Source organism: Nodularia spumigena CCY9414 (assembly GCF_000340565.2).
Lineage (GTDB): Bacteria > Cyanobacteriota > Cyanobacteriia > Cyanobacteriales > Nostocaceae > Nodularia > Nodularia spumigena.
This window is the reverse complement of sequence record NZ_CP007203.1, coordinates 4,480,005-4,505,517: the sequence shown is the minus strand read 5'-3', so window position 1 is coordinate 4,505,517 and position 25,513 is coordinate 4,480,005. Positions and strand designations below refer to the sequence as shown.

Annotated in this window: 23 protein-coding genes and 1 pseudogene; 16 read left to right on the top strand and 8 right to left on the bottom strand. The window is 41.4% G+C overall.

Features of this window, described 5'->3' with window-relative positions:
• The first annotated feature begins 248 nt into the window (after nucleotides 1-248).
• The 3 genes from NSP_RS19690 to NSP_RS19680 all read left to right on the top strand — a co-directional run bounded on the left by NSP_RS19690 (nucleotide 249) and on the right by NSP_RS19680 (nucleotide 6,355).
• Complete coding sequence (locus tag NSP_RS19690; protein ID WP_006197664.1) at nucleotides 249-2,012, top strand: DnaJ domain-containing protein; 1,764 nt, start codon at nucleotides 249-251, stop codon at nucleotides 2,010-2,012.
• A 992-nt stretch (nucleotides 2,013-3,004) separates the two neighbouring features.
• On the top strand, nucleotides 3,005-4,471 hold the full coding sequence (locus NSP_RS19685; protein WP_006197663.1) for a glycoside hydrolase 100 family protein: 1,467 nt from the start codon (nucleotides 3,005-3,007) through the stop codon (nucleotides 4,469-4,471).
• A 468-nt stretch (nucleotides 4,472-4,939) separates the two neighbouring features.
• Complete coding sequence (locus tag NSP_RS19680) at nucleotides 4,940-6,355, top strand: glycoside hydrolase 100 family protein (RefSeq protein ID WP_006197662.1); 1,416 nt, start codon at nucleotides 4,940-4,942, stop codon at nucleotides 6,353-6,355.
• 68 nt (nucleotides 6,356-6,423) lie between these two features.
• On the opposite strand, the gene NSP_RS19675 is transcribed toward NSP_RS19680, so the two are convergent.
• Nucleotides 6,424-6,927, bottom strand: a complete 504-nt coding sequence (locus NSP_RS19675; RefSeq protein WP_006197661.1) for a hypothetical protein — start codon at nucleotides 6,925-6,927, stop codon at nucleotides 6,424-6,426.
• Nucleotides 6,928-7,104: 177 nt separating this feature from the next.
• On the opposite strand from NSP_RS19675, the gene NSP_RS19670 reads away from it, so the two are divergent.
• Together NSP_RS19670 and NSP_RS19665 are read left to right on the top strand one after the other, a co-directional pair.
• Nucleotides 7,105-8,454: a 16S rRNA (cytosine(967)-C(5))-methyltransferase gene (locus tag NSP_RS19670; RefSeq protein WP_006197660.1), complete on the top strand. Its 1,350-nt coding sequence runs from the start codon at nucleotides 7,105-7,107 to the stop codon at nucleotides 8,452-8,454.
• A gap of 59 nt (nucleotides 8,455-8,513) precedes the next feature.
• On the top strand, nucleotides 8,514-8,936 hold the full coding sequence (locus NSP_RS19665) for a tellurite resistance TerB family protein (protein WP_042202572.1): 423 nt from the start codon (nucleotides 8,514-8,516) through the stop codon (nucleotides 8,934-8,936).
• Nucleotides 8,937-9,095: 159 nt separating this feature from the next.
• Here NSP_RS19665 and psb35 read toward each other — a convergent pair whose 3' ends face one another.
• A complete protein-coding gene (gene psb35, locus NSP_RS19660) occupies nucleotides 9,096-9,323 on the bottom strand; it encodes a photosystem II assembly protein Psb35 (RefSeq protein ID WP_006197658.1) in 228 nt (75 codons plus the stop codon).
• A 200-nt stretch (nucleotides 9,324-9,523) separates the two neighbouring features.
• On the opposite strand from psb35, the gene NSP_RS19655 reads away from it, so the two are divergent.
• The 4 genes from NSP_RS19655 to NSP_RS19640 all read left to right on the top strand — a co-directional run bounded on the left by NSP_RS19655 (nucleotide 9,524) and on the right by NSP_RS19640 (nucleotide 12,298).
• Nucleotides 9,524-9,937 carry a secondary thiamine-phosphate synthase enzyme YjbQ gene (locus tag NSP_RS19655; RefSeq protein WP_006197657.1) on the top strand — a complete coding sequence of 138 codons (414 nt, stop codon included), beginning with the start codon at nucleotides 9,524-9,526 and terminating at the stop codon, nucleotides 9,935-9,937.
• 101 nt (nucleotides 9,938-10,038) lie between these two features.
• Nucleotides 10,039-10,776 carry a hypothetical protein gene (locus NSP_RS19650; protein WP_006197656.1) on the top strand — a complete coding sequence of 246 codons (738 nt, stop codon included), beginning with the start codon at nucleotides 10,039-10,041 and terminating at the stop codon, nucleotides 10,774-10,776.
• Entirely contained in the window at nucleotides 10,773-11,432 is a 660-nt protein-coding gene (locus tag NSP_RS19645) for an NAD(P)H-binding protein (RefSeq protein WP_006197655.1), read from the top strand. Before NSP_RS19650 ends, NSP_RS19645 begins: the two co-directional genes overlap by 4 nt.
• A 203-nt stretch (nucleotides 11,433-11,635) precedes the next feature.
• Nucleotides 11,636-12,298, top strand: a complete 663-nt coding sequence (locus NSP_RS19640; RefSeq protein WP_272092650.1) for a glycoside hydrolase family 24 protein — start codon at nucleotides 11,636-11,638, stop codon at nucleotides 12,296-12,298.
• A 30-nt stretch (nucleotides 12,299-12,328) separates the two neighbouring features.
• On the opposite strand, the gene menH is transcribed toward NSP_RS19640, so the two are convergent.
• Together menH and mutL are read right to left on the bottom strand one after the other, a co-directional pair.
• The gene (gene menH, locus NSP_RS19635) at nucleotides 12,329-13,174 is read right to left on the bottom strand and encodes a 2-succinyl-6-hydroxy-2,4-cyclohexadiene-1-carboxylate synthase (RefSeq protein WP_006197653.1); all 846 of its coding nucleotides are present in this window, start codon (nucleotides 13,172-13,174) and stop codon (nucleotides 12,329-12,331) included.
• Nucleotides 13,175-13,353: 179 nt separating this feature from the next.
• The gene (gene mutL, locus NSP_RS19630) at nucleotides 13,354-15,012 is read right to left on the bottom strand and encodes a DNA mismatch repair endonuclease MutL (protein WP_006197652.1); all 1,659 of its coding nucleotides are present in this window, start codon (nucleotides 15,010-15,012) and stop codon (nucleotides 13,354-13,356) included.
• Nucleotides 15,013-15,161: 149 nt separating this feature from the next.
• Here mutL and NSP_RS19625 point away from each other — a divergent pair, with 149 nt between their 5' ends.
• On the top strand, nucleotides 15,162-15,497 hold the full coding sequence (locus NSP_RS19625; protein ID WP_006197651.1) for a rhodanese-like domain-containing protein: 336 nt from the start codon (nucleotides 15,162-15,164) through the stop codon (nucleotides 15,495-15,497).
• A gap of 109 nt (nucleotides 15,498-15,606) precedes the next feature.
• Here NSP_RS19625 and NSP_RS19620 read toward each other — a convergent pair whose 3' ends face one another.
• Both NSP_RS19620 and NSP_RS27075 read right to left on the bottom strand, forming a co-directional pair.
• Nucleotides 15,607-16,650, bottom strand: a complete 1,044-nt coding sequence (locus NSP_RS19620) for an adenosine deaminase (RefSeq protein ID WP_006197650.1) — start codon at nucleotides 16,648-16,650, stop codon at nucleotides 15,607-15,609.
• Nucleotides 16,651-16,795: 145 nt separating this feature from the next.
• Nucleotides 16,796-16,939, bottom strand: a pseudogene (locus NSP_RS27075) (diguanylate cyclase domain-containing protein); the annotation flags it as partial.
• A gap of 224 nt (nucleotides 16,940-17,163) precedes the next feature.
• Here NSP_RS27075 and NSP_RS19610 point away from each other — a divergent pair.
• The 6 genes from NSP_RS19610 (at nucleotide 17,164) to NSP_RS19585 (ending at nucleotide 22,565) form a co-directional block, all read left to right on the top strand.
• The gene (locus tag NSP_RS19610) at nucleotides 17,164-18,507 is read left to right on the top strand and encodes an adenylosuccinate synthase (protein ID WP_006197648.1); all 1,344 of its coding nucleotides are present in this window, start codon (nucleotides 17,164-17,166) and stop codon (nucleotides 18,505-18,507) included.
• 45 nt (nucleotides 18,508-18,552) lie between these two features.
• On the top strand, nucleotides 18,553-18,852 hold the full coding sequence (rplY, locus tag NSP_RS19605) for a 50S ribosomal protein L25 (RefSeq protein WP_006197647.1): 300 nt from the start codon (nucleotides 18,553-18,555) through the stop codon (nucleotides 18,850-18,852).
• Between the two features lie 393 nt (nucleotides 18,853-19,245).
• Entirely contained in the window at nucleotides 19,246-20,775 is a 1,530-nt protein-coding gene (locus NSP_RS19600) for a bifunctional aminoglycoside phosphotransferase/ATP-binding protein (RefSeq protein ID WP_006197646.1), read from the top strand.
• A 153-nt stretch (nucleotides 20,776-20,928) separates the two neighbouring features.
• Entirely contained in the window at nucleotides 20,929-21,438 is a 510-nt protein-coding gene (locus NSP_RS19595) for a hypothetical protein (RefSeq protein WP_006197645.1), read from the top strand.
• Nucleotides 21,439-21,483: 45 nt separating this feature from the next.
• Nucleotides 21,484-22,275: a YdcF family protein gene (locus tag NSP_RS19590; protein ID WP_006197644.1), complete on the top strand. Its 792-nt coding sequence runs from the start codon at nucleotides 21,484-21,486 to the stop codon at nucleotides 22,273-22,275.
• A 68-nt stretch (nucleotides 22,276-22,343) separates the two neighbouring features.
• The gene (locus NSP_RS19585; RefSeq protein ID WP_006197642.1) at nucleotides 22,344-22,565 is read left to right on the top strand and encodes a hypothetical protein; all 222 of its coding nucleotides are present in this window, start codon (nucleotides 22,344-22,346) and stop codon (nucleotides 22,563-22,565) included.
• Nucleotides 22,566-22,570: 5 nt separating this feature from the next.
• Here NSP_RS19585 and NSP_RS19580 read toward each other — a convergent pair whose 3' ends face one another.
• Nucleotides 22,571-22,843 carry a ferredoxin-thioredoxin reductase variable chain gene (locus NSP_RS19580; RefSeq protein ID WP_042202566.1) on the bottom strand — a complete coding sequence of 91 codons (273 nt, stop codon included), beginning with the start codon at nucleotides 22,841-22,843 and terminating at the stop codon, nucleotides 22,571-22,573.
• A gap of 454 nt (nucleotides 22,844-23,297) precedes the next feature.
• Nucleotides 23,298-25,289, bottom strand: coding sequence for a PP2C family protein-serine/threonine phosphatase (locus NSP_RS19575; protein WP_006197640.1), 1,992 nt, complete (start codon nucleotides 25,287-25,289; stop codon nucleotides 23,298-23,300).
• Between the last annotated feature and the right edge of the window lie 224 nt (nucleotides 25,290-25,513).

Sequence of the window (25,513 nt, the reverse complement as noted above, 5' to 3'; positions counted from 1 at the left end):
CATCAGGGAACCTTTACAGGAAGCGAAAGTTCATTCAATACTGATAACAACAGCACAAACAAGTCTAATAATTTACTTCTGGATAAGATTATAAAAAAACCGAAAAAACCTAAGACCAAATAAAATTGTATAGTCAACTTTTTTATCAAGGAGATGATACTTATTATTTAGAAGAAACTCATTTAAAATTAAATTCTCAAAACCAATTTACTCAAATTACTTCCTATTCTACAAGTCCTTAAATCAACATGAAATCAACTTCCCAAACAGGTGCAGCATTTATCGTCGGCGGAAGTATCGCAGGTGCAGGTATATCCTCCACAGTTGGCGGAATCGGAATTGTCGGCGGCTTTGGCGGTGTAGGAATTGGGGTAACTCCCGTAGTTGCGGCTGGCGCTGTGGCTGGTGCGGCTGTTTATGGTGCATTCCAAGGCATCACAGAGGGGGATACAGCCGCATACGGTGCAATGGGAATTGGTGCAGTTGGTGGTGTTGGGGTGGCTAGCGTTGTCGGTGGGATGGGATTCGTTGCACCAAAAATCGGGTTAGCATTTGGTATTGGTGTAGTTCCAATGGCGGGAATTGGTGCAGTGGTGGGACTCGCGGCTTATGGTATTGCTAAAATATTAGACGAATCTCAAGTTAAGGAAACTCCTTTTGAGGTTTTTGGAAGGATGGAAGAAAAAGTCTTACAAATGGACTACTATTCCGCAGCACTGATTGAGTTAGATTTATTTTTATGTGGTGATGATCTGCATCAAAAATTTGCAGCTTGGGAAATTGAGGATGAGTTAAAAGCACTCAAAGCGAAAGTAAAAAAGCCAGTTGTTCCTCCTCAATCTCAACCTCCTAAAATTGAACCTAAAATCATACTGCAAACAACCAAAAACCCGGAAACTTGGAGATGTGTACAAACTCTTAAAGGTCACTCAGCAGCAGTGAATGCTTTAGCTATTTCTCCTGATGGTCAAACTTTCATTAGTGGGAGTAATGATAAGACAGTCTGTTTGTGGGATTTAAACACTGGCAAATGTTTATATACTTTTTATGGACAAGCAGAAGCAGTGTTATCTGTGGCTATCAGTCCTAATGGTAAGCAAATTATTAGCGGTTGTGTAGACCGGAAAATCAGCAGTTGGCAATTAGATACAAAAGAATATCTTCGGACATTCTCTTATTTAAATTCTCCCTATAGTCATAATGGCTTTGTTACCTCACTTACCTATAGTTTAGATGGCAGAATAATTGCTAGTGCTAGTACAGATAAAACTATTAGAATTTGGGGAGGTTATACAAGAAAGCACAAACTTACTTTGAATGGGCATACTGATACAGTGTATGCTGTAGCTATGAGTCCCAACTGTCAGATTTTAGTTAGTAGTAGTAAAGATAAAACCATTAGAATTTGGGATTTAGAAACAGGGAGAGAACGCTGTATTTTAACTCAAGATTCAGCAGCGAAGACAGTTATTATTAGTCCTGACGGTGAAACGCTTATTAGTGGAAGTAAAGACAGCACTATTAAGCTGTGGAATCTGCACACTGGGGAATTAAGCTGTACTTTGACTGGACACACAAGGGCGGTTCTCTCTCTAGCTATTCATCCCGACGGAAAAACCCTCGCCAGTAGCAGTAGCGACGGTGTAATCAAACTTTGGAATTTACAAACTGGTGAAGTAATTCAAACTTTGACTGGGTTTAGTCCCGTAGCTTTTAGTCCAGATGGTAAAACTCTATTAAGTAGTGCTAGAACTGGTGCAATTAAAATTTGGCGACAAGTACAAAGTGATGAAAAACAACCTGATTTCTTGTCTGGGAAATGGTGGGAAGTTTTGGGTGTTGATGAAGACGCTAATTCTGAAAATGTGAGGTCTGCTTATCTTCGATTAGCCAGATTGTATCATCCTGATGTTAACCGTACTGCCAGTAATAAAGCCTCAATGCAAGCAATTAATCGCGCATATCAGCAATATAAAATACAGAACCTCACCCCCAACCCCTCTCCTTACTAAGGAGAGGGGAGAAATTAATATTTTCCTGATATTAACAGTTCTGTCAGTGCCGAAGGGTCAATGCAAGCAATTAATCAAGCATATCATCAATATAAAATACAGAACCTCACCCCCAACCCCTCTCCTTCTCCCAAAGGGAGACGCTACACGAAAGTAAGGAGAGGGGAGAAATTAATATTTTTCAACCATCAACTAACTGTATCTGATAATTACCCTCTCTTTCTCTGTGTACTCTGCGCCTGGTGTGGTTCGTTATTAACGAAAAATTGATAAATAACGAGTTGATTTATGATTTACCTAGGGTCTTGTCGATATCACTCAAATTCATTTTAAATTGTGACAAAATACTCAATTTTTTAATTCTATTTATTAAAGTTTTGTGATTGCCTCAATAATTACTTTATATTGGTGTAGTAATCTTTTGGTGTCTCGCGGAAAACCTGCATCTACCTTAAGTTATATGCCATATACATTTTTTGACTGTACTTTCAAAAATTCACCTGATTATTGGTAATTTAGGTAAAATATGCACCTCCTGAGAAGTATTGACATCTAAAATTGTTCAGCTTTTATATTGCATATTCTGAGAAAACATTATAAATTATGAAGTTATAGGGGAATAATCTAATTTACCGCCTCAAAACTAAATTCTGATTAAGTAAATATACTAAAAATAGTTAATTCAGTTATCAGTCATCAGTTATCAGACGTATGCTGGTGGATATAGACCCGCCACCAATTACTGGGGGACTTAGACACAGGTATTTAAGTGATAACTGTTCACTGATAACTGTTCACTGTTCACTGTTAAAAACTAACTAATTATAGATTAAGTTGCCTAGTATTCAGTAGCTTAAGTTATTATTTATAAGTTATTTTTTTTACAGCAATTTGCTATTCAAAACATGGTCTTTGTTATGCTTAAAATAGCATAAATAATCAATCAAGGCGCATCTACTAAAAAATCACCCCCTCAATGGAGTTACCTAGCGATGCCAATAAATGAAGTCCTAACAGATGAAAATATAGAAGAAGAAGCATGGCGAGCGTTAGAGAAGTCAATTCTCTATTATCAAGGTCGCCCCATTGGGACTGTAGCCGCCTATGATGCATCTGTAGAAGCACTTAATTATGACCAGTGCTTTGTCCGGGATTTTGTTTCTTCAGCGTTAATTTTTCTGATTAAAGGTAGAACAGAGATTGTTCGCAATTTCCTAGAAGAAACTTTGAAGTTACAGCCTAAAGAAAGGGAATTAGATGCTTATAAGCCTGGGCGTGGGTTAATTCCGGCTAGCTTTAAAGTTGTGGTAGAAAATGGAGAGGAGCATTTAGAAGCTGATTTTGGGGAACACGCGATCGCCAGAGTTACCCCAGTAGATTCTTGTCTATGGTGGATTATTTTGTTGCGTGCTTATGTAGTCGCCACCAAGGATTATTCCATCGCCTATCAACCTGATTTCCAAAACGGTATCCGCTTAATTATCGAAATCTGCTTGGCTAATCGCTTTGATATGTACCCGACGCTGTTGGTTCCCGATGGTGCTTGTATGATTGACCGTCGGATGGGTATTTATGGTCATCCGCTAGAACTTCAGGTGTTATTTTATGCGGCTTTGCGTGGGGCGCGTGAGATGCTAGTTTGTAAAGGTAATCAAGAATGTAAAGGTAATCAGGATATAGTCGCCGCAATTGATAACCGCTTACCGCTTTTATGCGCTCACATTCGCCAACATTATTGGATAGATATTAATCGCCTCAATGCAATTTATCGCTTCAGAAGTGAAGAATATGGCAAAGGTGCAGTGAATCTATTTAATATCTATGTAGACTCTCTTCCCTATTACGAATTAGACAAATGGCTACCCAGAAAAGGTGGTTATTTAGCTGGTAATGTTGGTCCATCGCAGTTAGATACGCGTTTCTTTGCACTGGGTAACTTGATGGCGATTATTTCCGATTTAGCCACCGAAGACCAGTCACAAGCTATTATGAATTTGATTGAGGAACGATGGGACGATTTGGTGGGAGATATGCCAATGAAAATCTGTTTTCCAGCTTTAGAAAGTGAAGAATACAGAATTGTTACCGGATGTGACCCTAAAAATATTCCTTGGTCATATCATAATGCTGGAAGTTGGCCGGTATTAATGTGGATGTTTGCCGCCGCATCTGTAAAAACTAACAGAACTGGTTTAGCTAGAAGGACTATTGAAATTGCCAAAGCAAGGCTGAGTGAAGATGAATGGCCTGAATATTATGATGGTAAGAAAGGGCGATTAATTGGCAAACAAGCCAGGAAATATCAAACTTGGACAATTGCTGGTTTCTTGTTGGCAAAAGAACTGATGGATAATCCCAATTATTTATCGTTAGTGAGTTTTGAGGAATTAGCTCCTGAAGCAGTTTCCCGCGCCTGTGAGTTTGAAGTTGGCAGTGTAGAACCTTACTTACCTCGATAGTAGATATCATTAGGTTCATGATCGCTGCTATGGTGAAATTAATTGCAGTAATACTTTAGAGCAAGTGTGCAAACTGTCCAAATTAAACATTATTTTGAAAGCCCCTTTGTAGTTCTCTGGGGCTTTTGTTATTTTCTAAATTGCTCTATGTGATCACTTTAAAATCAGAGCCTATGTAACAATAAGGTAAATGACAAACTTGGATTATCCTGAGAGTATGGACGGTGGAATATCGCCCTATTTTACTGTAGCAAAAAACTACAGCATATCTCATTTAAGTAGGTACGCAGGGCGGGCATCTTTGCCCTAAACCACAAGAATTAGGATATTAAAATGTGTACTTCATTTACTTGCAAATGTCTGTAGATTGCCATACATATATTACCTAATGAATAAGGATTGAAAAGTAAGAGTTGAACTCTGGTTTTTATCTTGCCAAAATCCCATCACAACGGAGTGTTTCTCGTAATGGACAGAGAGGAAGTAGTAATAGTTGATGATTTAGAGAAACAGGCCTGGGAAATCTTAGAAAAGTCGATTCTTTACTACCAAGGTCGTCCTATAGGTACAATTGCCACTTATGATCCTTCGCAAAAAGTGTTAAGCCATGACCATTGTTTTATTAGGGATTTTGCATCGTCAGCTTTACTTTTTCTGATCAAAGGTAAATATGATATTGTCCGTAATTTTCTAGAAGAAACTTTAAAGTTACAGCCGAAAAAAAACAAGTTTGACGCTTATATACCTGGGCAAGGTTTGATACCAGCTAGCTTTAAAGTTGTATTAAAAGATGGGGAAGAATATTTAGAAACGGATTTTGGTGAACACGCGATCGCCAGAGTTACACCTGTTGATTCTTGTCTGTGGTGGATTATAATACTATATGCTTATGTCAAAGCTACAAAAGATATAAGTTTCGCCTTGCAGCCGGAATTTCAGCAAGGAATCACCTTAATTATGGAACTCTGCTTGGCGACACGATTTGATATGTACCCTACGCTGTTAGTTCCAGATGGCGCTTGTATGATTTATCGGCGTATGGGTATCTATGGTTATCCTTTAGAAATTCAAGCGCTATTTTATTCTGCGTTGCGTTCGGCGCGGAAGTTGCTGATTTGTGCAGGTGATGAAGAAATTGTCGTCGGGATTGATAACCGCTTACCTCTATTAAGAGATCATATTCGTCATCACTATTGGATTGATATGAAGCGATTGAATGTAATTTATCGCTTTAAGGGTGAAGAATACGGAGAGTCAGCAGTCAATCAATTTAATATCTATCCTGATTCCATTCACTATGCTAAATTAGCTATTTGGTTGCCTAAACACGGTGGTTACTTAGCAGGTAATGTCGGTCCTTCGCAACTAGATACACGTTTCTTTGCACTGGGAAATATGATGGCTATTATTTCCTCTTTAGCAAGTGAACAGCAATCCCAAGCGATTATGAATCTGATTGAAGAACAATGGGATGATTTAGTGGGAGAAATGCCGATGAAAATCTGTTTCCCGGCTGTAGAAAAGGATGAATACAGAATTTTTACGGGATGTGACCCCAGAAATGTCCCTTGGTCATACCATAATGGTGGTAGTTGGCCGGTATTATTGTGGTCGTTAATTGCTGCGGCTCAAAAAACAGGTAGAACGGATATTGCTAAACGCGCGTTGGAAATTGCCGAAACACGTCTGAGTAAAGATAATTGGCCGGAATATTACGATGGTACACGGGGGCTGTTAATTGGTAAGGAAGCGAGAAGATATCAAACCTGGACAATTTCTGGCTTTCTATTGGCAAAAGAATTGATGCGAAATTCGGCGCATTTAGGATTAATTAGTTTTGGGCAGTTTGATTTAGAGAATGCTTCCCAGTCTTGTGAATTGTAATATGAATTAAATTGAATGCTTGAGCGATCGCATAGCGTGCGTGCAGTGCGATCGCATTCGTTCATATATCAAAACTTCGATAAACTAAACGTAAAATTTCTGTTATCTATTACTCCATTACCTGATATTTTACTACCACAGTCTTGGAAATTTCCTTGCATGGTTCCTATTTTTTTAATAATTGTTAAATTGTTTTGTAATTGTGACTTCCATAATTCGAGAGTTACAGCATTACCTTGAACCGAAGCCTTTACTGTTCCCTGATTCAAAGTTCCAGATGCGCCCACAAATTTCCAAGTTCCCTGTTGAGGTGCTGTTCCCGGAGAAATATTCATTTCTAAATGAATTACAATATCATCACTAGTTGGGACTATCATGCCTTTCCAGTTACCGGTAATCGAGGCTTTAGTACATAGCTGAGGCTGGAATTGAAGCTGCTGGTTCATTTGGCGGGAGTTTGTCTGTGCAGAAGCGGCGGAAATGCTACCCGAAAGTGCTAAACCAGTGGAGACAGAAATTGTAGAAACTGTCATCATAGTAGCAAGAGCAATAGATTTTATAGAAAGTTTCATGGTATTTTGTTGCTTTTAGTTAGTGTAAATAAAAGAAGTTTTTTATCTTCCTTCACTAACTCAATACGTCTACCTCTAATTATTTATGCAGCCATAAATAGGGAAGATTTTTTGCTAATTTTTTCTCACCTCTGTGTTCTCTGCGTCCTCTGCGGTTCAAATCATCTACTATATTTCATGACTAACCCCCGTCAAATAGCTTTTAATGCCTTGCGCGACGTTCACAAAGGAGCTTATGCTGATGTTGCCTTAAATAGAGCGCTGCAAAAAGTTACCTTACCGAATCACGATCGCCGTTTACTGACAGAATTAGTATATGGCAGTGTCAGAAGACAACGCACCCTCGACACACTTATAGACCAACTCGCCACGAAGAAATCTCACCAACAACCCAAAGACCTCCGCAGCATTTTACATCTGGGTTTATACCAACTGCGTTATCAAGAGCGTATCCCCGCTTCGGCGGCTGTGAACACCACTGTCCAACTAGCTAAGGAAAATGGCTTTTCTGGTCTGACGGGTTTTGTGAATGGTCTATTGCGGCAATACATCCGGTTAGCCCAGAAATTACCAGAGCCTTTAAAGTTACCTGAGAATCCGGTGGAACGTTTGGGAATTTTACACAGTTTTCCCGATTGGATTATTCAGGTTTGGTTAGACCAATTGGATTTGGTGGAGACAGAAAATCTCTGTGATTGGATGAACCAAACACCGACAATTGATTTACGAATTAATCCCCTGCGGACTTCTATTGAGGAAGTTGAGGCGGCTTTGGAGTCGGCGGGAATTTTAACGCGGCGGGTTAACAATTGCCCCCAAGCTTTAAGATTAATTGGTAGTACTGGGGCGATTCAAAATCTGCCCGGATTTAACGAGGGTTGGTGGTCTGTACAAGATGCTAGCGCTCAACTGGTGGGTTATTTACTTCATCCCCAAGCCGGTGAGGTGGTAATTGATGCTTGTGCTGCACCTGGGGGTAAAACTACCCATATTGCTGAGTTAATGGGGGATGAGGGGGAAATTTGGGCTTGCGATCGCACTGCGTCCCGATTGCGTAAACTGAAAGAAAATGCTCAACGGCTACATTTACAATCGATTCAAATTTGTACAGGTGATAGTCGTAATTTACCGCAATTTAATCATAGAGGCGATCGCCTCTTACTCGATGCTCCATGTTCTGGCTTGGGAACTCTACACCGTCACGCTGATGCACGTTGGCGACAAACACTGGAATCTGTGCAGGAACTCTCAATTTTGCAAACAGAACTGATTTCACAGACATCGCAATTTGTCAAGCCCGGAGGTGTACTGGTTTATGCCACTTGTACCCTACATCCAGCCGAAAATGAAGGTGTGATTTCGACATTTTTAGCGAATCATCCCCAATGGCAAATTTACCCCCCCAGCGCTGATTTCCTTGATTCTGCCTATTCCACACCCCAAGGCTGGCTTAAAGTCTGGCCTCATCGACAGAACATGGATGGCTTTTTTATGGTGCGCTTAAGAAAAACCAACGATTCCGAATGAATACTGTTTGGGATTGTACTATTTTGTTGAAGCCCCGAATCTACACCGAAGAGGCAGCAATGGTTACTGATTCCCATGTGAAAAACTTAGTTAAAATTTTGATTGGTGCGGCTTGGATTGATGGTAAGATCCAGCCTGAAGAACGGCAATATCTGCGGGAGATAGCTCAAGCAAAAGGTTTGGCCACTGACCCAGAGATTAAGCCTTGGCTATACGAATTGGTTCGGGAGCAACCACAAGAATGTTATGCTTGGGTCGAAGAATATTTAGGCGATCGCCCCAGCTTGGAAGATTGCGAAAATCTCATTGAGGCTATTAGTGGATTAATTTACAGTGATGGCGAAGTGGCTGTAGAAGAAGCACGGCTTCTGACCAAACTACAGGAGTTAACAAAGCTTAATGAATCTACTCAACCAGCTTATACAGCCTTGCTCAAGCAAATTCAAAAGCTTTATCGTCGGTGGGTTGATGTGCAGAACTAACACGAGAGTTATCAGTTATCAGTTATCAGTTATCAGTCAAAAGACATAACTGGGCTTAAAAACTCATAACCCAAAGCCGATTAGTGGTAGGCGTTGATGGCGGGTCTAATTCCCCCACCATAGGCCTTGATAACTGTTCACTGTTAACTGTTCACTGATTTAAGACTTCGGTTCACCCACCCCCGGAGTTTCTTCTTTTTCAATCTCAGGTACAAAATCAGGACGATCTTTGCTTTCCCAACCGGCAGGTCGTTTGGAGTTGTACCAAGCAATAGAACCAATGGTGACAGCAGCAATAAAACCAACTACATACACTAAAGTAAAAGCTAGAGGAAATTGGGAACCTTTGGCGGCTGCTTCAGTTGCAGTTTGCATCAATAAATTCATGAGTATATTCTCCTATTGTAACCAACATTACTTAAGACACTATAGAAAGAGCGTATCACTTACTTCTACCCCAAGTTTGAAAAACTTGATGTCATGTGGTAGATATTACCTTGGGGAACTGGACTTTCTTCGATAAAGTCCATCAGCACCAAAGCTAGAAATCATCCATAAAATAGAATAAATAGTCAATTACAGTCAAGATGGCTCACTACCAAAAACTCCTAAAAATTTCTACTACAGGCAAAAATTTTCAGAATATCACTGCAAAAATTGCCGCCGCAGTTGCAGAGTCTGGGGTAGAAACTGGACTTTGTACCTTGTTTTTACGCCACACCTCCGCCAGTTTAGTCATACAAGAAAATGCTGACCCAGATGTACTGGTGGATTTAGCCAACTTTATGGCAAAATTAGTGCCAGAATCGGCCAAATATATCCACAATGCCGAAGGTGCAGACGATATGCCAGCACATATACGCACAGCACTCACCCATACCTCAGAACATATTCCCATAAATCGCGGTCATTTAGTCCTGGGAACTTGGCAAGGGATTTATATTTGGGAACATCGTCAGCGTAGTCATACCAGAGAATTAGTTATCCACATTTCTGATTAGGGAGTGGGGAGAAGAGGCAGGGGGGCAGGGTGCAGGGTGCAGGGGGGAGAAGACGGTAACTTGCCAATGACTAATGACCAATGACTCATGACTAATGACTAATGACAAATCACCTTTTTCAAAGCCTTGACGAAATTTTAGCCCAACATTCCGTTAATCCATTAACACTCAACCCCCATAAAACTTTAATCACCAGTTTTGTAGAACTGGAAAATTTAATTACTGCCATCACCACAGACCAAGAAATTATTGTAGCCTTGCGGGATAGTTTGGAACTCATAATTTATGCCCAGGTGCAAAACTTCCCAGAAAATATATTCTGGGATTTTGATTTTATGGTGGGTAGTATGGTCAGACAGGCTTTGGTAGCAGATGAAGGTGCTGTTTCTTTCTTAAAAAGCTTTGGTCATAAAATGGTTTTGCTAATAGAGTTATTCGGTATTAAAAAAGAAATTCGCTTCCGCTACGTTCACGATTTTATCTATGGGTTTGATTGGGCAAGATGGGTAAAAAAAGAACCACAAAGTCGCTCACATTCAGAGCCTTTTAGCTTGGTTTTTTTAGATAATTTGCTGATAAAGGGGGAAAAACTGGTCAAACATATCAATTATGGTCAGGTGACATCTTATAATCTTGGTAATACAGGATACCGTAATCCCTTCGACTTTTCCCGTGAACCAGAAGATGAACACCTGCTGCTAACTTCTCTGGCTAAAGAAAAGCTGATTCCTGTGGAAGCATGGAATTGGGATATCAGCCCAGTGTGGAATCAACCTTTCCAAGAAATGCGCCAGCAGTTAGCATTAAAGTTAAATATTCAACCCCAAAAACACTCATGAAAGCATTTGTAGCCGGAGCAACAGGTGAAACAGGTCGCCGCATTGTCCAAGAACTCATAGCCCGAAATATTCCCGTGCGGGCTTTAGTCAGAGATGTAGAGAAAGCTAGGGCTATTTTACCTCCTGATGTTGAGTTAGTTTTGGGCGATGTCTTAGAAGCACAAAGCCTGAATGCTGCTTTAGGAGATAGTACAGTTTTACTGTGCGCCACTGGTGCAAAACCCAGCTTTGACCCCACTGGTCCCTATAAGGTCGATTTTGAAGGTACTAAAAATTTAGTTGATGCTGCTAAGGCTAAAGGAATTGAGCATTTTGTTTTTGTCTCTTCTTTGTGTGTTTCCCAGTTATTTCATCCGTTGAACTTGTTTTGGTTGATTTTGGTGTGGAAAAAACAAGCAGAGGAATACATTCAAAAAAGTGGTTTAACTTATACTATTGTCCGCCCTGGTGGTTTGAAAAATGAAGATAACTCTGATGCAATTGTGATGCAGAGTGCTGATACCTTATTTGATGGTAGTATTCCTCGACAGAAAGTCGCTCAGGTGGCTGTTGAGTCTCTGTTTAAGTCAGCTTCACGCAATAAAGTTGTTGAGGTTGTGGCTAAACCAGATGCTACCTCGAAAAATTTTGAAGAACTATTTGCTAATGTTGCTTAATTAGTTTTGTTGGGTTTCGCAAAGCCTTAACCCAACCTAGGAATATTTGATTTTTCAGAGTCATAAAAAAGCGCTTGAGCAAGGAAGCACTTTCTTGGTGAACTTTGCCGAAATACGTGCGTCAATTATTGTTGTTACTGATAGAGCGAATTTGAAGGAGTCTGACACTGAAAGGCTTTAAACTCAAAGGCGTTGAGCCTCTGATTGGTCCTATCGCCTCACTGCTTGGCTTTGTGTGCTTGTTGCAGTGGTACATACATGGTACATTGCGATCGCCTACTGATCCTGTATTTAGAGTCCAACAGCCACCTTTAGTTATGCAAGGGGGTGATCCTCATATCCGCGCTTTGATGCGAACCATCTCCGCCAGTGAGGCCAATGGTCCTCGTCCTTATTCTCTTTTATATGGTGGTCAACAGGTCCATGACCTCAGCCGTCATCCGGAAAAATGTGTCACTATTGTCACAGGGCCAAATAAAGGTAATTGTTCCACTGCGGCTGGTAGATATCAAATTATTAATAATACTTGGTTTGAAATCGCCCCTCGCTATCATCCAAAACCTCCCGGAAACATGATGTTTTGGTCTGCTTATAGTTTTGAAGCTGAGTATCAAGATGTTGTGGTTTACCGTTGGTTGAATGATAGAAAGGTTTGGGGAACTGATATTTCTCAACTTTTGCAAAAGGGCAAAATTAACGATGTTTTGCGGCGACTTTCTCCCACTTGGACAAGTCTAGGATACGGTATAGAGACTAATTCAATTAGTAATTCTTTGCCGAATATTTATCAGAAAATGTTGCAGGAGGAATTAAAGGTTGTTAATCAACCAGCATCTGTAATTATGACTCCAAAACGGAGTTTTTAACAAACCACACCAGGCGCAGAGAACACAGAGTTAGAGGGAAAAGGGGGAATTTTGCATGGGTGTGGAATTAGTTAAAAAGTCTCTGATGTGTTTTACAAATTCTTCGGTATTTTCTAAGTGAATATTATGCCCAGCATGATTAATTACTTTTAGCTGGGCAATTTGATATTTTTGCACTATTTCTGTATTAATATCTATAAACTTCTGATCATATTCCCCTGTTAATAATAGCAAAGGTGTGATATTTGTGTCGAGTTTTTCCCATAAAGAAGGTTGATTACCAGTTCCCATGAATTGCAAAGATTTAGTTAATTCAACTGGATTATTTTGCAACCGACTTTCTAACATGGTTGCAAATTTGGGATGATTTTTTATTTCGCCAAATATGGGCTGAATATACCAATTTTGTAAAAAAGTAGCAAAATCTGCTTTGGTAATACTTCTAGCTAATTTTCTAGCTATTTGAGCATCACTTTTCACTCTTGCTAACCGTTCTGTTTCTGTGGCTAAACCTGGGGATGCTGATTCGAGGACAACTTTAGTAAAACGCTCTGGGAAATGTAGAGTTAGATATAAGCCTAATCTTCCACCCATTGAATAACCCACTAAAAAGCATTGCTGAATTTTTAACTCGTCTAGTAAGTTAATTACAGCATTAGCAGTATTTGCCATTGTATAGTATTCATCCCCACCGAAGACTTGAGTTTTACCATGTCCGGGGAGGTCAATTGTTAAAAATGAAAATTCTTCAGCTAGTACTTTTATAGCTTCATCAAATTCATGAATGTTACCCATAAAACCATGCAAAAATAGAATAACTGGTTTATTTGAGTTGTTAATTAAAGAATAATAAAGTTTATAATTTCCTAATCTCATAGGGGAGTATCTTTAATGTATGATTTTGACTTACCCAGAGGCAGGGTATAAAAAAACGAACCGCAAAGGACACAAAGGACACAAAGTAAAGAGGGTTGGAAAGGGTTTTTTCGTCAGTACCGGATGTTTTTGGAAAGTTGGGATTGTTGAAAATTAGCTTATTCACAGAATTTCCAAATTTAAATACCGTGACTTTTACCAATTACCCAATTACGCCGGAAAAATCTGGCTAAAGCTGGTTCTTCTAAGGATAAATAAATGGGGCGACCGTGGGGACAGGTGCGGGGGTTGCGAGTCCGTTGCCATTGATTTAATAATGTCTGCATTTCTGGGATAGTCATGGGTGTACCATTACGAATAGCACTGCGACAGGCGACGGCTACTTGGGCTACTTGTAAATCTCCGCCCCAACTGAGTTCTAAAATTGCGTCTGCACGGTCTTCTCGCTGTTGTAAAGGTGCGGGTATGGTGCGAATTGCCCAAAGTTGTTCCCCAAAGGGTTCTATATCTAAACCGATTCTTTGCAGTTGTAATACTTGCGCTGCTGAGAGTTGATAAAGAATGATGGCGGGTTCAATGGGTACAAGTTGCCAGTTATCACAGATTTGCTCATATAATACTCGCTCATGGGCTATGTGTTGTTCTACTAACCACATTCCATTGGGATGTTCTACTACTATATAGGTGTTGCTCAGTTGGGCGATCGCCTTTAAAGAATGCAGTGTATTATTATGTTCAGGGGTATTTTCAGGATTAACATGATAACCGCCTTTGGCTTCTGCGGCTTTGAGTATTTTACTGACTCTGGTTGTTTGAACAGATTCTTTGAAATTGGCTGAACTTATGCGGAGTGCTTTGTCAATTGCTGTGGTAATTTGTTCTTGCCAATAACCAATTTCATTCAGGTAAATTTCACTTTTGGCGGGGTTTCGATTCCAGTTAATTTGGTCAGGAGAAATGGTCAGATTTAATAAACAAATCGGATAGCGATCGCGTGGTAATGTTCTATGAAATGCTGATAAAGTCGTTTGCTCTAATTCCGGCAATTTTACCATGCGGCCGTTAATCGCTACCCGTACCCAATCAGGGCGGCGACGATGACATCTGTCAGGTAAGCCTACCACTAAATTGAGTTGGGAGTGGGGAATGGGTAGTTCTAGTTTGATTTCGTTTAAATCACCTTGTCGCACCTGGGGGAGAATTTGCGGTAGGAGTTGTGCAGTGGAAGCTGCGGGAGAGATACTGAACCATTGGCGGTCATTTTGCCAAACTTGCCAAGTAACATGGGGGTGACACAGGGCGATTTGTTGAATTGCTAATTGTACGCCTCGCATTTGCTGGGCGGATGTGGGTAAACCTTGACGACGCACGGCACAATTACCGAAGAGATGAGAAACTGTAACTACTGTACCAGGTGCGATCGCAGTCGCTTCCAATTCTACAGCTTGACCACCCTCACCATAAACAACCCGCCAGCCCACGTTTGCAGCCCTTGGACGGCTCAAAATCTCCAAATCTGCCAAAGTTGTCAAACTGTGCAACGCTTCACCGCGAAAGCCCAAACTGTTAATCTTCCATAAATCTTCACTAGAGCGAATTTTGCTGGTGCTGTGTGCCAATGCTGCTTGTTGCAAATCATATTCGTCCATTCCGCAACCGTTATCTGCCACGCGGATGCGCCACTGCTGCGGCCAAAGAGAAACTACAATGCGGGTTGCGCCTGCGTCTAGGGAATTTTCCACCAATTCCCGCACCACAGAGGCTAAAGAGTCGATTACCTCTCCAGCAGTAATTAGATATACGACTTCTGTCGGTAGAGCTTGAATAGTAGATGCCATAAATTACAGTTTAGGCTAATAGCTAACCACTGCATAGAATAAGCATTTATATTTACAATTCCAGACAATTTTAGATTTATTGTAAAGAAACTCAGGTTCTAGAGGAATTGTTGATAGATTGCTTGTAAGGTTATCCGCGAGAAAAGGTTATGATTAGTGATTTAGTTGCTGAAGTTCATGATCTAAAGTTTCGTTTGGAATGGGGACAACCAGCGTTTACAATCATAGATGTGCGCGATCGCCACACATACAATTACAATCGCATCACAGGCGCAATGCAAATGCCCTTAGATGAATTGGTAAAACGCGCCAAATCTGCACTACACCAAGAACGCCAGATTTATATATATGGCGATAGCGACACACAAGCCGGCTACGCAGTCCAATTATTACGAGCTGCTGGCTTTATGAATGCAACCGTACTCAGAGGCGGTATCAAAGCCTGGAAAATAGTTGGTGGTGCGACAGAAGGCGTAGCCGCTTAAAAACACTCATCCTCAAAACCTCTGCGTACCTCCGCGTTAACTTAGCGTAACTCTGCGTTTAATCCTTAATCTTGTGGGATAAGCATCCTCACCCCACAAAATAACTTAACTAATCTGTCCTGGCTAAAACTTTCGGAAGTTCAGGCTTAAGTAATTTGTTCAATAGAGATGCAGGGGGTTGATTGTGAGGCCAAGCAAAAGCATGGCGGAAGGCTGCATTTTGACAAGCTTGTAACTGTTCAAAATTAATGATATCGTAAGTCAAAAGATTTTCGTACTCAAACGGTAAGCGCATATTATGCAACCCAGCGTTATCAGTACAAATGGCAATATCTACCCCAGAGGCAAAACAACGGTCAAAAACTAATTTTAGTTGGCGGATATCCTGTAAAGTACCTGTTTTGAGGTAAGTTGTGGGACAAACTTCTAAACATTGTCCCCGTCTAGCTATATCTGTTAATAACTCTGGAGATAATAGGGGAATTTGGATACCGTGACCAATTCGCATCAGGTAGGGTAAGAGTTTGGGGTGACAGCCATCGGTGGTTTCGTAAAGGTGTCCAGTTGTGTTAATGCCGTGCGATCGCCCATAATCATACAAGCTGACCCATTCTTCTAGACGTTCTTCATAATAGCGATCGCCGCCAGCCACATCAATACCACAAACGTACTGTTGATTCTGCACAGCCAAATCAATTATCGCCCGATTCACCTCATAAGGTAAACGCGAGTGCATACAAAGAATTTGGCTCGTCACAATCGGATACTCTGGTAAATGACTAGCTTTTCCCACCACCTCCACAATTTCCGCCATCTTGTCAATTCTTTGGGTTTGACTCAGATGTTCCGGTGTCCGTAAGTATGGTGTATAACGTAATTCTAAATAAGCCAAATTTTCAAAGATATAAGCACCGCGCAATAAGCGATAAATAAAGTAAGGTAAGGTTTCTACAGTTTGCACACTTTCCACTAAAGTGTGTAATTCTAGATACTCATCTAAAGTGTTGCGAGGACGCGTGTAAAAGTCTTCAAATTCCGCATATTCAGCAAAACGAGCAATTAAATCTGTAGCATGGCGCTCAAAGTACCGCCACAACACACGGGGAACAACTGAACCCCCCAGGTGTCTATGTAACTCAGCATATAAGGCCATAATGGTATTTTGTAAATAAAAAGTTCATTAATTGTAACAAAAGCCCTAAATAAAAAAATCTCTACTTTGTAATAATTTTTGGGTTTAGCGATGCTGAAACTTTTTTTATAATATTCCTGTTCTGGTAAAGGTGTCATAATTTCCAAATTACCGTTTGGACTGTTTGTGCTATTCTAATCAGGCAATCGTCACCAGCCAGATGACCATAGAAGTCGTTGTAAGATTTAAATTTATTAACGTCGAATAAAATCAGTGATAGGGGCTGCTGTTCCCGCGCTAGACGTTTCCATACAAAGGGGATAATCAATACTAATCTCAGGGGAATTTGTCGAGATTTGTCTAGATCGCTATTCATTGTTTATGCTGAAAATATTTGGTGCAAAGATGCATTTTACACTCAGATGTTGAACCAATGCGTCCAAGTGTGTTGAGAGATCGCCAATTACTTGACAAAAGTCTAGCAATCTGGTAAAAATTATAGTTTGTGGAAACTTTACCCTTTAATATAATCTCTTGGCTAACGTAATTGTCATAGGTGCCCAGTGGGGCGATGAAGGAAAAGGTAAAATAACAGATTTACTCAGCCGCTCCGCAGATGTGGTGGTACGTTACCAAGGGGGAGTGAACGCTGGACATACCATAGTAGTCGAAGGACAAACCTTTAAGCTGCACTTAATCCCCTCTGGTATTCTTTACCCAAATACTGAGTGTATTATTGGCTGTGGAACAGTCATAGACCCACAGGTTTTAATCGCAGAACTCGATCAACTAGAAGAATTAAATATTTCTACTGCCAAGCTGTTAATATCTGAGACAGCCCATGTCACGATGCCTTATCATCGGTTGATTGACCAGGCATCAGAAGAGCGACGCGGAAGTCACAAAATCGGCACTACAGGCAGAGGCATTGGCCCCACCTATGCTGATAAATCAGAGCGTACAGGTATCAGAATTTTAGATTTGATCGACCCGGAAGCGCTACGTGAGAAGTTGGAATGGACGATTAATTATAAAAACACAATTTTAGAAAAACTTTACAACCTACCGCCTTTAAATCCCCAAGAAGTAATTGAGCAATATCTGGGTTACGCCGATCGCTTGCGGCCTTACGTGGTTGATACATCATTAAAAATATATGATTCCATCCTGAAGCGGCGCAATATTTTATTTGAAGGCGCACAAGGTACGCTTCTGGACTTAGATCACGGTACTTACCCTTATGTCACCTCTTCTAACCCGGTAGCCGGTGGGGCTTGCGTTGGTACGGGTTTAGGGCCGACAATGATAGATCGGGTGATTGGAGTGTCAAAAGCCTACACCACACGGGTAGGAGAAGGGCCTTTCCCCACCGAATTGCATGGAAAAGTGGGAGAATTGTTATGCGATCGCGGTGCGGAATTTGGCACAACCACAGGACGCAAGCGGCGCTGTGGCTGGTTTGATGCCGTCATCGGTCGTTATGCAGTGCGAATTAATGGTATGGACTGTATGGCCATTACCAAACTCGATGTTCTCGACGAACTAGAGGAAATTCAAGTTTGTGTCGCCTACGAAATAGATGGCGATCGCTGCGAACACTTCCCCACTAGCTCCCGTCGCTTTGCTCAATGTCGCCCCATTTACAAAACCCTCCCAGGTTGGCAGGTATCGACAAGCGAATGTCGTACCCTAGAAGACTTACCACCGCAAGCACTAGACTACCTGAAATTCTTAGCCGAATTGATGGAAGTTCCCATTGCGATCGTCTCTTTAGGAGCCAGCCGCGATCAAACCATCATCGTTGAAGACCCAATCCACGGGCCAAAACGTGCTTTATTGCATCCTGACGGTACACCCGCTTCTTTGCTAAGTGCTTAGATGTACTGACAACTGATAACTGATAACTGATATCTAAAAACCTGTATGGCTATTCAAGTCGAATCTCAAAAGCGCCCAGAAGGTAGCAAGCCCAATGCTTTACGCCGTTCTGGTCTTATCCCTGCTAATTTGTACGGTCACAAAGGTGCCGAATCAATTTCTTTAGTAGTTGATGCCAAAACCATTGAACGCCTGCTCAAACAAGCTGCTGTTAACAAAACAGAAATTGAACTGAATATCCCTGAACTTGAGTGGAACGGTAAAACTGTACTGCGAGAAGTTCAGTCCCATCCAGCTAAGGGTTTTATCTATCACGTCAGCTTTTTTGCAACTTCTCCAGACTAATACAGACCCTTAGTTTGTCTTGATCGCAACTGAAAAATTTGTGATAATTGCTGATTATACCAGGGGTTAAACCCTGGTTTTTTATTAAAAGCGTGAGACTATAGGTTTATGAGTTGGTCTTTGACTCTTTCAGAGGGTGTAGGGCATAGGGTATAGGGTGTGGGGAACCCACGTTTAAAAACATGGGATTGAAGCAACGACGCTTTGTATATCGCGCCCCAGTCTCGATACAATTCCTTTTTTTTGAACTGAAGCTCTAAACTCAGAACTAAAGTTTTTGATTGTTACTCTTCTACACCCTACACCCCACACCCCACACCCTTTTTTCTGTAAAATGCGTGAATCCTGCGGGATTTATCTCCCATTTCTGTAAGTATTCCATCCAAATTTTTTATGACAGAAGTAAATCTTCCAGTTTTAATTCAGCAGATGTTACAGCCGGGATTTTATCCCCATAAAGTAACAGAACCAATTCAATTGATTCAAACTCATATTTCCTATGTCCTACTCACGGGAGATTACGCCTATAAGCTGAAAAAAGCCGTGAATTTTGGCTTTTTGGATTTTTCTACCTTAGAGAAACGCAAACATTTTTGTCAGGAAGAATTGCGGTTGAATCAACGCGGAGCAGCTCAACTGTATTTGGAAGTATTGCCGGTGACTATGGTGGATGAGCAACATCATCTGGCTGGAACAGGAAAGGCTGTAGAGTATGCGCTGAAAATGCGCCAGTTCCCCCAAGAGTTGCTGTTTAGTACACTCTTTGAGCAAGGTAAGTTAAATGAGACTCACCTGGAGGATTTGGGCAAAGTTGTCGCTCAATACCACGCGAAATCTGCAACTGATGATTATATTCGCAGTTTTGGCGAAGTGCCGCAGGTACGGGCGGCAATTGACGAGAATTATCAACAAACTGAGAAGTATATTGGTGGCCCTCAGACACCCAAACAGTTTCAGGAAACAAAGAAATATACAGATAATTTTTTTGTAGAACGTCCAGAATTATTTACCAGCAGAGTGGAAAATAATTACATTCGCGAATGTCATGGTGATTTACACATGAGAAATATTGCTCTGTGGAATGACAAAATTACCCTTTTTGATTGCATTGAGTTTAATGAGCCGTTTCGCTTTGTCGATGTCATGTATGATGTGGCGTTTACGGTGATGGATTTAGAAGCGCGACACAGCCCTAATTTGGCTAATGCGTTTTTGAATACCTACGTTGAGCAAACTGGTGATTGGGAAGGTTTACAGGTATTACCTTTGTATTTAAGCCGTCAGGCTTATGTGCGGGCTAAGGTGACTTCATTTCTGTTAGATGACCCCAGTATCCCAGAGACAGTTAAGGAAGAAGCAGCAAAAACGGCGGCACAATATTACACACAGGCTTGGGAGTACACTAAACCCAAAGCCGGAAAACTAATTTTAATGTCTGGGGTTTCGGGTTCGGGAAAGTCTACCACCGCTAAGTATTTAGCTCGTGAACTACAAGCCATTCAGATTCGCTCAGATGCGGTGCGGAAACATTTGGGGGGAATTTCTCTTGGGGAACGTGGTGGGGATGATTTATATACTCCGGAAATGACCCAAAAAACTTATGCTCGCTTGCTGAATTTGGGAATTATACTGGCGCAGCAAGGTTTTCATGTGATTTTAGATGCCAAGTATGATAAACAACACCTGCGACAAGATGCGATCGCTCAAGCTGAAAAACACCAACTTCCCCTGCAAATTATTTACTGCACAGCACCTTTAGAAGTTGTGCAAGAGCGTCTGGCTAATCGCACTGGTGATATTGCTGATGCTACTGTTGATTTATTAACATCGCAACTTCAGCAAGCCGAAGCATTTACCGCCGCCGAAAAACCCTATGTGCAGATTTGGGATACAACTCAACCACCACAGACACAACTAAAATAGGTAAGTAGGTCGGCGTAAATAAAGTTAACTAGCTAGGGTCGTCATTGGTCATTTGTCATTGGTCATTAGTAAGGGTTTGGGTCATGTTGACGAGTCGTAACTTAGTTTGGTTTATTCGGTGCTTACCTACTTACTTCACTCATTTATTAGCTTATGGCACCAAATAATCAAGGTTTACCCCCCATTTCGCCGGAATTCTTTTCTCAACTAGTATTTGGGGGATTTTTAATCTTAATATTGAGCCTCGCGGGGTTTTCACTACCCCTGAGTATTTTCCTCGGTATTCTTGCTGGTTTTGTCTTAGGTTGGTTCACAAATTCCAGTAAGAGTAGCCCCCAACAAACCACTGTCGCCTCATCGGATGGTATCGACGCGGGACTAAAATACTGGTTATTTTTCCTGTTAGGCTTTGTATTGTTGGGGTATTCTCCACCTGTAAGTATCTTGCTGGGTGCAGTGGCGGCTATCGGTGGCGGCTGGATTACGGCTTGGTGGGGAAGCAAGGAAGAAACGAGAACTCAGCTACCACTGGAAGCTTCAGATGTAGATATGGATACAAATGATAGTCCTAGAGAAAGGATTACCAAACAGCAAAGAAGAAAACTTACCCGTCGTTATCGTCGGGCTTCTGGAAGTTTCAATTTCAAGTTTTGGGAAAAATGAGGGTAATTCGTAATTCGTAATTACAGCAAAAACCTGATACTGAATATGTTTTTATACCTCTCTAAGTTACTGCCACTATTTTTTTATCCTCTGGGACTAATGAGTATTAGTTTGATAGTGGCATTGGTAACATTGTGGAAACGACCACGCATAGCAGCGATCGCTATTTCTTTGGCTTTAACTTTATTGCTGGTTTGCAGTAATGCTTGGGTGGCTAAATCCTTGGTGCGATCGCTAGAATGGCAATATCTCCCTCCTAACCCAGTACCGAATGCAGAGGCGATTGTCGTTTTAGGTGGTGCAACTAAATCAGCTTATCCTCCCCGGCCGACTGTGGATTTAAGTGAAACAGGCGATCGCGTGATTTATGCGGCTCAATTATATCGCCAAAACAAAGCCCCAATCATTATTCTCAGTGGTGGTCGGATTGATTGGCGTGGTGGTGGTGAGTCAGAATCGGCAGATATGGCAAATGTTCTCACATCTATTGGTATTCCCTCAGAGGTAATTGTTCAGGAACCGGACTCTCTGAATACTTACCAAAATGCGGTAAATGTCAAGAAAATTCTAGAATCTCGTGGTATTGGTAAAGTATTATTAGTGACTTCGGCAATGCATATGCCGCGATCAATCCAAATTTTCCAGCGTCAAGGTATAAATGCCATTGCTGCACCTACTGATTTTCTCGTCAGTCAAGGTGAACTGCAAGAACTCAGCAGCACTCCCAAAGCCGCTATCCTCAATTTATTACCTGACAGCAATAATCTACAGCAATTTACTAGCGCCCTCAAAGAATATATTGGTAGTTTTGTCTATAGCTGGCGCGGTTGGCTGTGAAAAGACGCGATTCATCACTTCTCTGAGCGGTCTATAATTTCATTAAATAACTGAAAAATATTAAAAAAATGTCTAAAAATTTACCTTATATTATGCCATCGCCTCAATCTGAAGTTGAGGAAACTTTTGCTCATTACCACACAACTGAGCAATTCTACCAAGAAGTTCACACACGCTCAGAATTTGAGACTTATTGCGAGTGGTATGAAATAACGGCAGAACAGCATCGTCAAGACTTGGAAAAAATGCGCGGCGAATTAAATATATTTCAGTGGTTTCGCCGCTCGTGAGTCATTTAAATGACTTCTAACTCATTTTCACGTAAATGAGCTTTAAATTTTTTAGTAAACCTGACTAAAATTGGCAGATTAGCGCTGACCGGTCTACCTTGCCATTCAGTAGCAATACCGATGACTTCACCTTCTGTACCTTTGATATCAAAAGCCTGACCGCGATGCTCAGGATGATGATACATTACTACCGACTCTTTAACACGGACGCGATCGCCAACTTTCATAGCAACATTTATATCTAGCTTTTGCTGTTCCACAAGCATCTCCACCTGCATTCCTCACTGAACTGCTTTCTTGAAAAATCAACTGTTGATAACAGTCAATCTTAAGCTCCCATTAGGACAGAAGCTCTGTTTTACGCCTTTGTAACTGATATACAAACAAACCCTGCCCATGCAGGCTTTAACAGTTATGAGTTATCAGTTATCAGTTAAGAGACAGAATTGGGTTTAAGTCCCCCAGCATACGCCTTGATAACTGTTCACTGTTCACTGTTCACTGTTCACTGATTTAATAGTGGTTAGTCAGCGACATTCGGATAGTTAAAAACCCGCCTTGGTTTTGCTGTGCGCTTTAACGACAAATCCAATTCTACAACAATTGACGCTCTCACAGCTAATTCATGCCCCCTTAGCTCATCCCGTTATTGACGCAAGTCAAACTCTCCCCTCTCCTTGCTAAGGAGAGGGGCTGGGGGTGAGGTTCTATATTTTATTAAATCCGCCTTCCTTACTTGGGTGGTGGGGGACATAGTGATTGCATTCTTGGGGGAAGTTGCCGACATATCTGTTGAAATCCTTGAGGATTAACTTCCCACAAAGCCAATAATCCCAGACTTGTACCCCCTACCAGCAAAGCCAATAATCCGCCAATTAGCACCATAGGCTTCAGCCGATTTGGTTCTTTAGCTGGGGTAGGTATGGGTGCATCTGGTAGATTATCAAGTGTCAGATCCAAATCCAGTAATGCTTGGGAACTTTGGGACCAGGAAGATTCTGCTTCTAATTCTTCTAGTTCTTCTAGTTCTTCTAATTCTTCTAGTTCTTCTGGTTCTTCTAGTTCTTCGGTGTGGGCAATTTCTTCTGGAAATGGTGATGGATTTGGGACTAAATATTCTCTAGATACTCGGCAAAGAGTCATCACCACAGAAGTATTATCATGACCATTTTTCTCATTTGCGAAATTAATCCAATCGCTGACAGCATCTGCAACTGAAATTTCACCTGCTAACACGGGAATTACATAATCCCGCCAAGATTTTTCTACCCAGTTATGATCACTTAAACCATCAGAACACAGCAGCAATACACCATCTTCTGCCAAAATCAAGCGTTTAATAGCAATGTGTAGGAATTCGGCATCTTTTGTCCCCAATGCTTGGGTGAGGGCAGTTGCATCTATGCTCTCAAGTGCTGGACGATACAAACTGCGGGCAGAACGGACTTCTCGCGTCGCCACAACATCATCGACTGTGAGTAGCTGGCAATAGTTAGGAGTTATCCAATAAGCACGACTATCGCCAATATTCGCTAAATAAAGTTCATGGGCGTTATCTGAGAGCCACCCAGAATTCGTTAGCACTCGTTGCGGCACTTGTACCGCCATCACGAGGGTTGTAGCCATGCGTTCTCTGCCTTGGCGTTTCTGTTCGTCATTGCAAGCACAAATGACGTTATTCACTACCCGCAAGCTGGCTTCTAGTTGTGACTGCAATACATGAGGCGGAATCGGTTCAGTTTGTTCTTCTACTTCGGTTAACAAAGCCCGGATTTGCAGTTTTAGGGACTGTACAGCCAATTGACTAGCAACCTCACCGCCTTGGTGTCCACCAATACCATCGCAGACAATCGCCAACAGTGGCAGTATGGAGTCATCTAAGTCACTAGCAGCCATTGGGTAACAATTGTCTTCATTTTGCCGCAATTGGGGGCCAATATCGCTTGCTCCTGCCACTTTCAGACTTAATGGTAATTCTGCCGCCGATGCAAGTAATAAGGCATTGAGTTGTCTAGAAATGGTTTCTAACTCCGCCTCAGCGCTACACATCTGCTGAAGGATATTTTCTAATTCATCAGATACTGGGGTATTTACAGATGCCACCCAAGGCTGCCAACATTGACCCAAATCTGCCAAACTCGGTTTCTGACCTGGTGTTTGGTGAAGTTCCAATAGTCGCACACACCAACCTTGCGATCGCACGTTATCTGGTATCAATAAACTAGAGGCAACTCCTAACTCTGATAAAGGTTTCCACAATTGGAGAATTTGCCATAGCCAGTAAACTTGTCTGACAGCCGTTGCTTGTTTCCATCCCTGGGCAATGCTTGGGTAGAGATTTCCTGTCTCATCTATCGGCACATTTTCCAGCAAGAGGATATCATCTGCACTTGCTTCTTCAGAGTGAACAAAGCCATAAACTTCCGGCAGGTGTAACCGTTCTGGATATAGCCTTAAATAAGGGATAACTGCTGTTGGTAGCTCGAATGGTACTGTGGGCGGTAAACCCGGCTGAGTGTCTAACCAAACCTGTTGTGTAATTACCTCATACCTACTTAGCACCTTAGTTCCCGGTGAAATGGCTGCTGCTAAGGAACCACTAGCCCACAGATAGCGGTGAACTAAAGGAGTTTCGCAACTTGCACAAACACTTTCCCCCAGAGGATTAATGGGGTTAGTACAGTCTGGATTAACGCAATAAATTATTTGCTGTGTCGAAATCATGACAGTATAAAGTCAAAAAATAAACCAACTCGTGAATTTCGATTAAATTTAAGTTTCCCAGACTTGAAGGCTAGAATATACTGGATTCATGTACCCATGATTACAGCTTGTTACTGAAATTAATCAAACATGATCCTAAAAATATCAAGTTTTATTTTCCGTAAACCGTTACAGTCTGGGTGTATCTAATCTCAAAAATACATTTAAGTGAATGTAGAATCTAG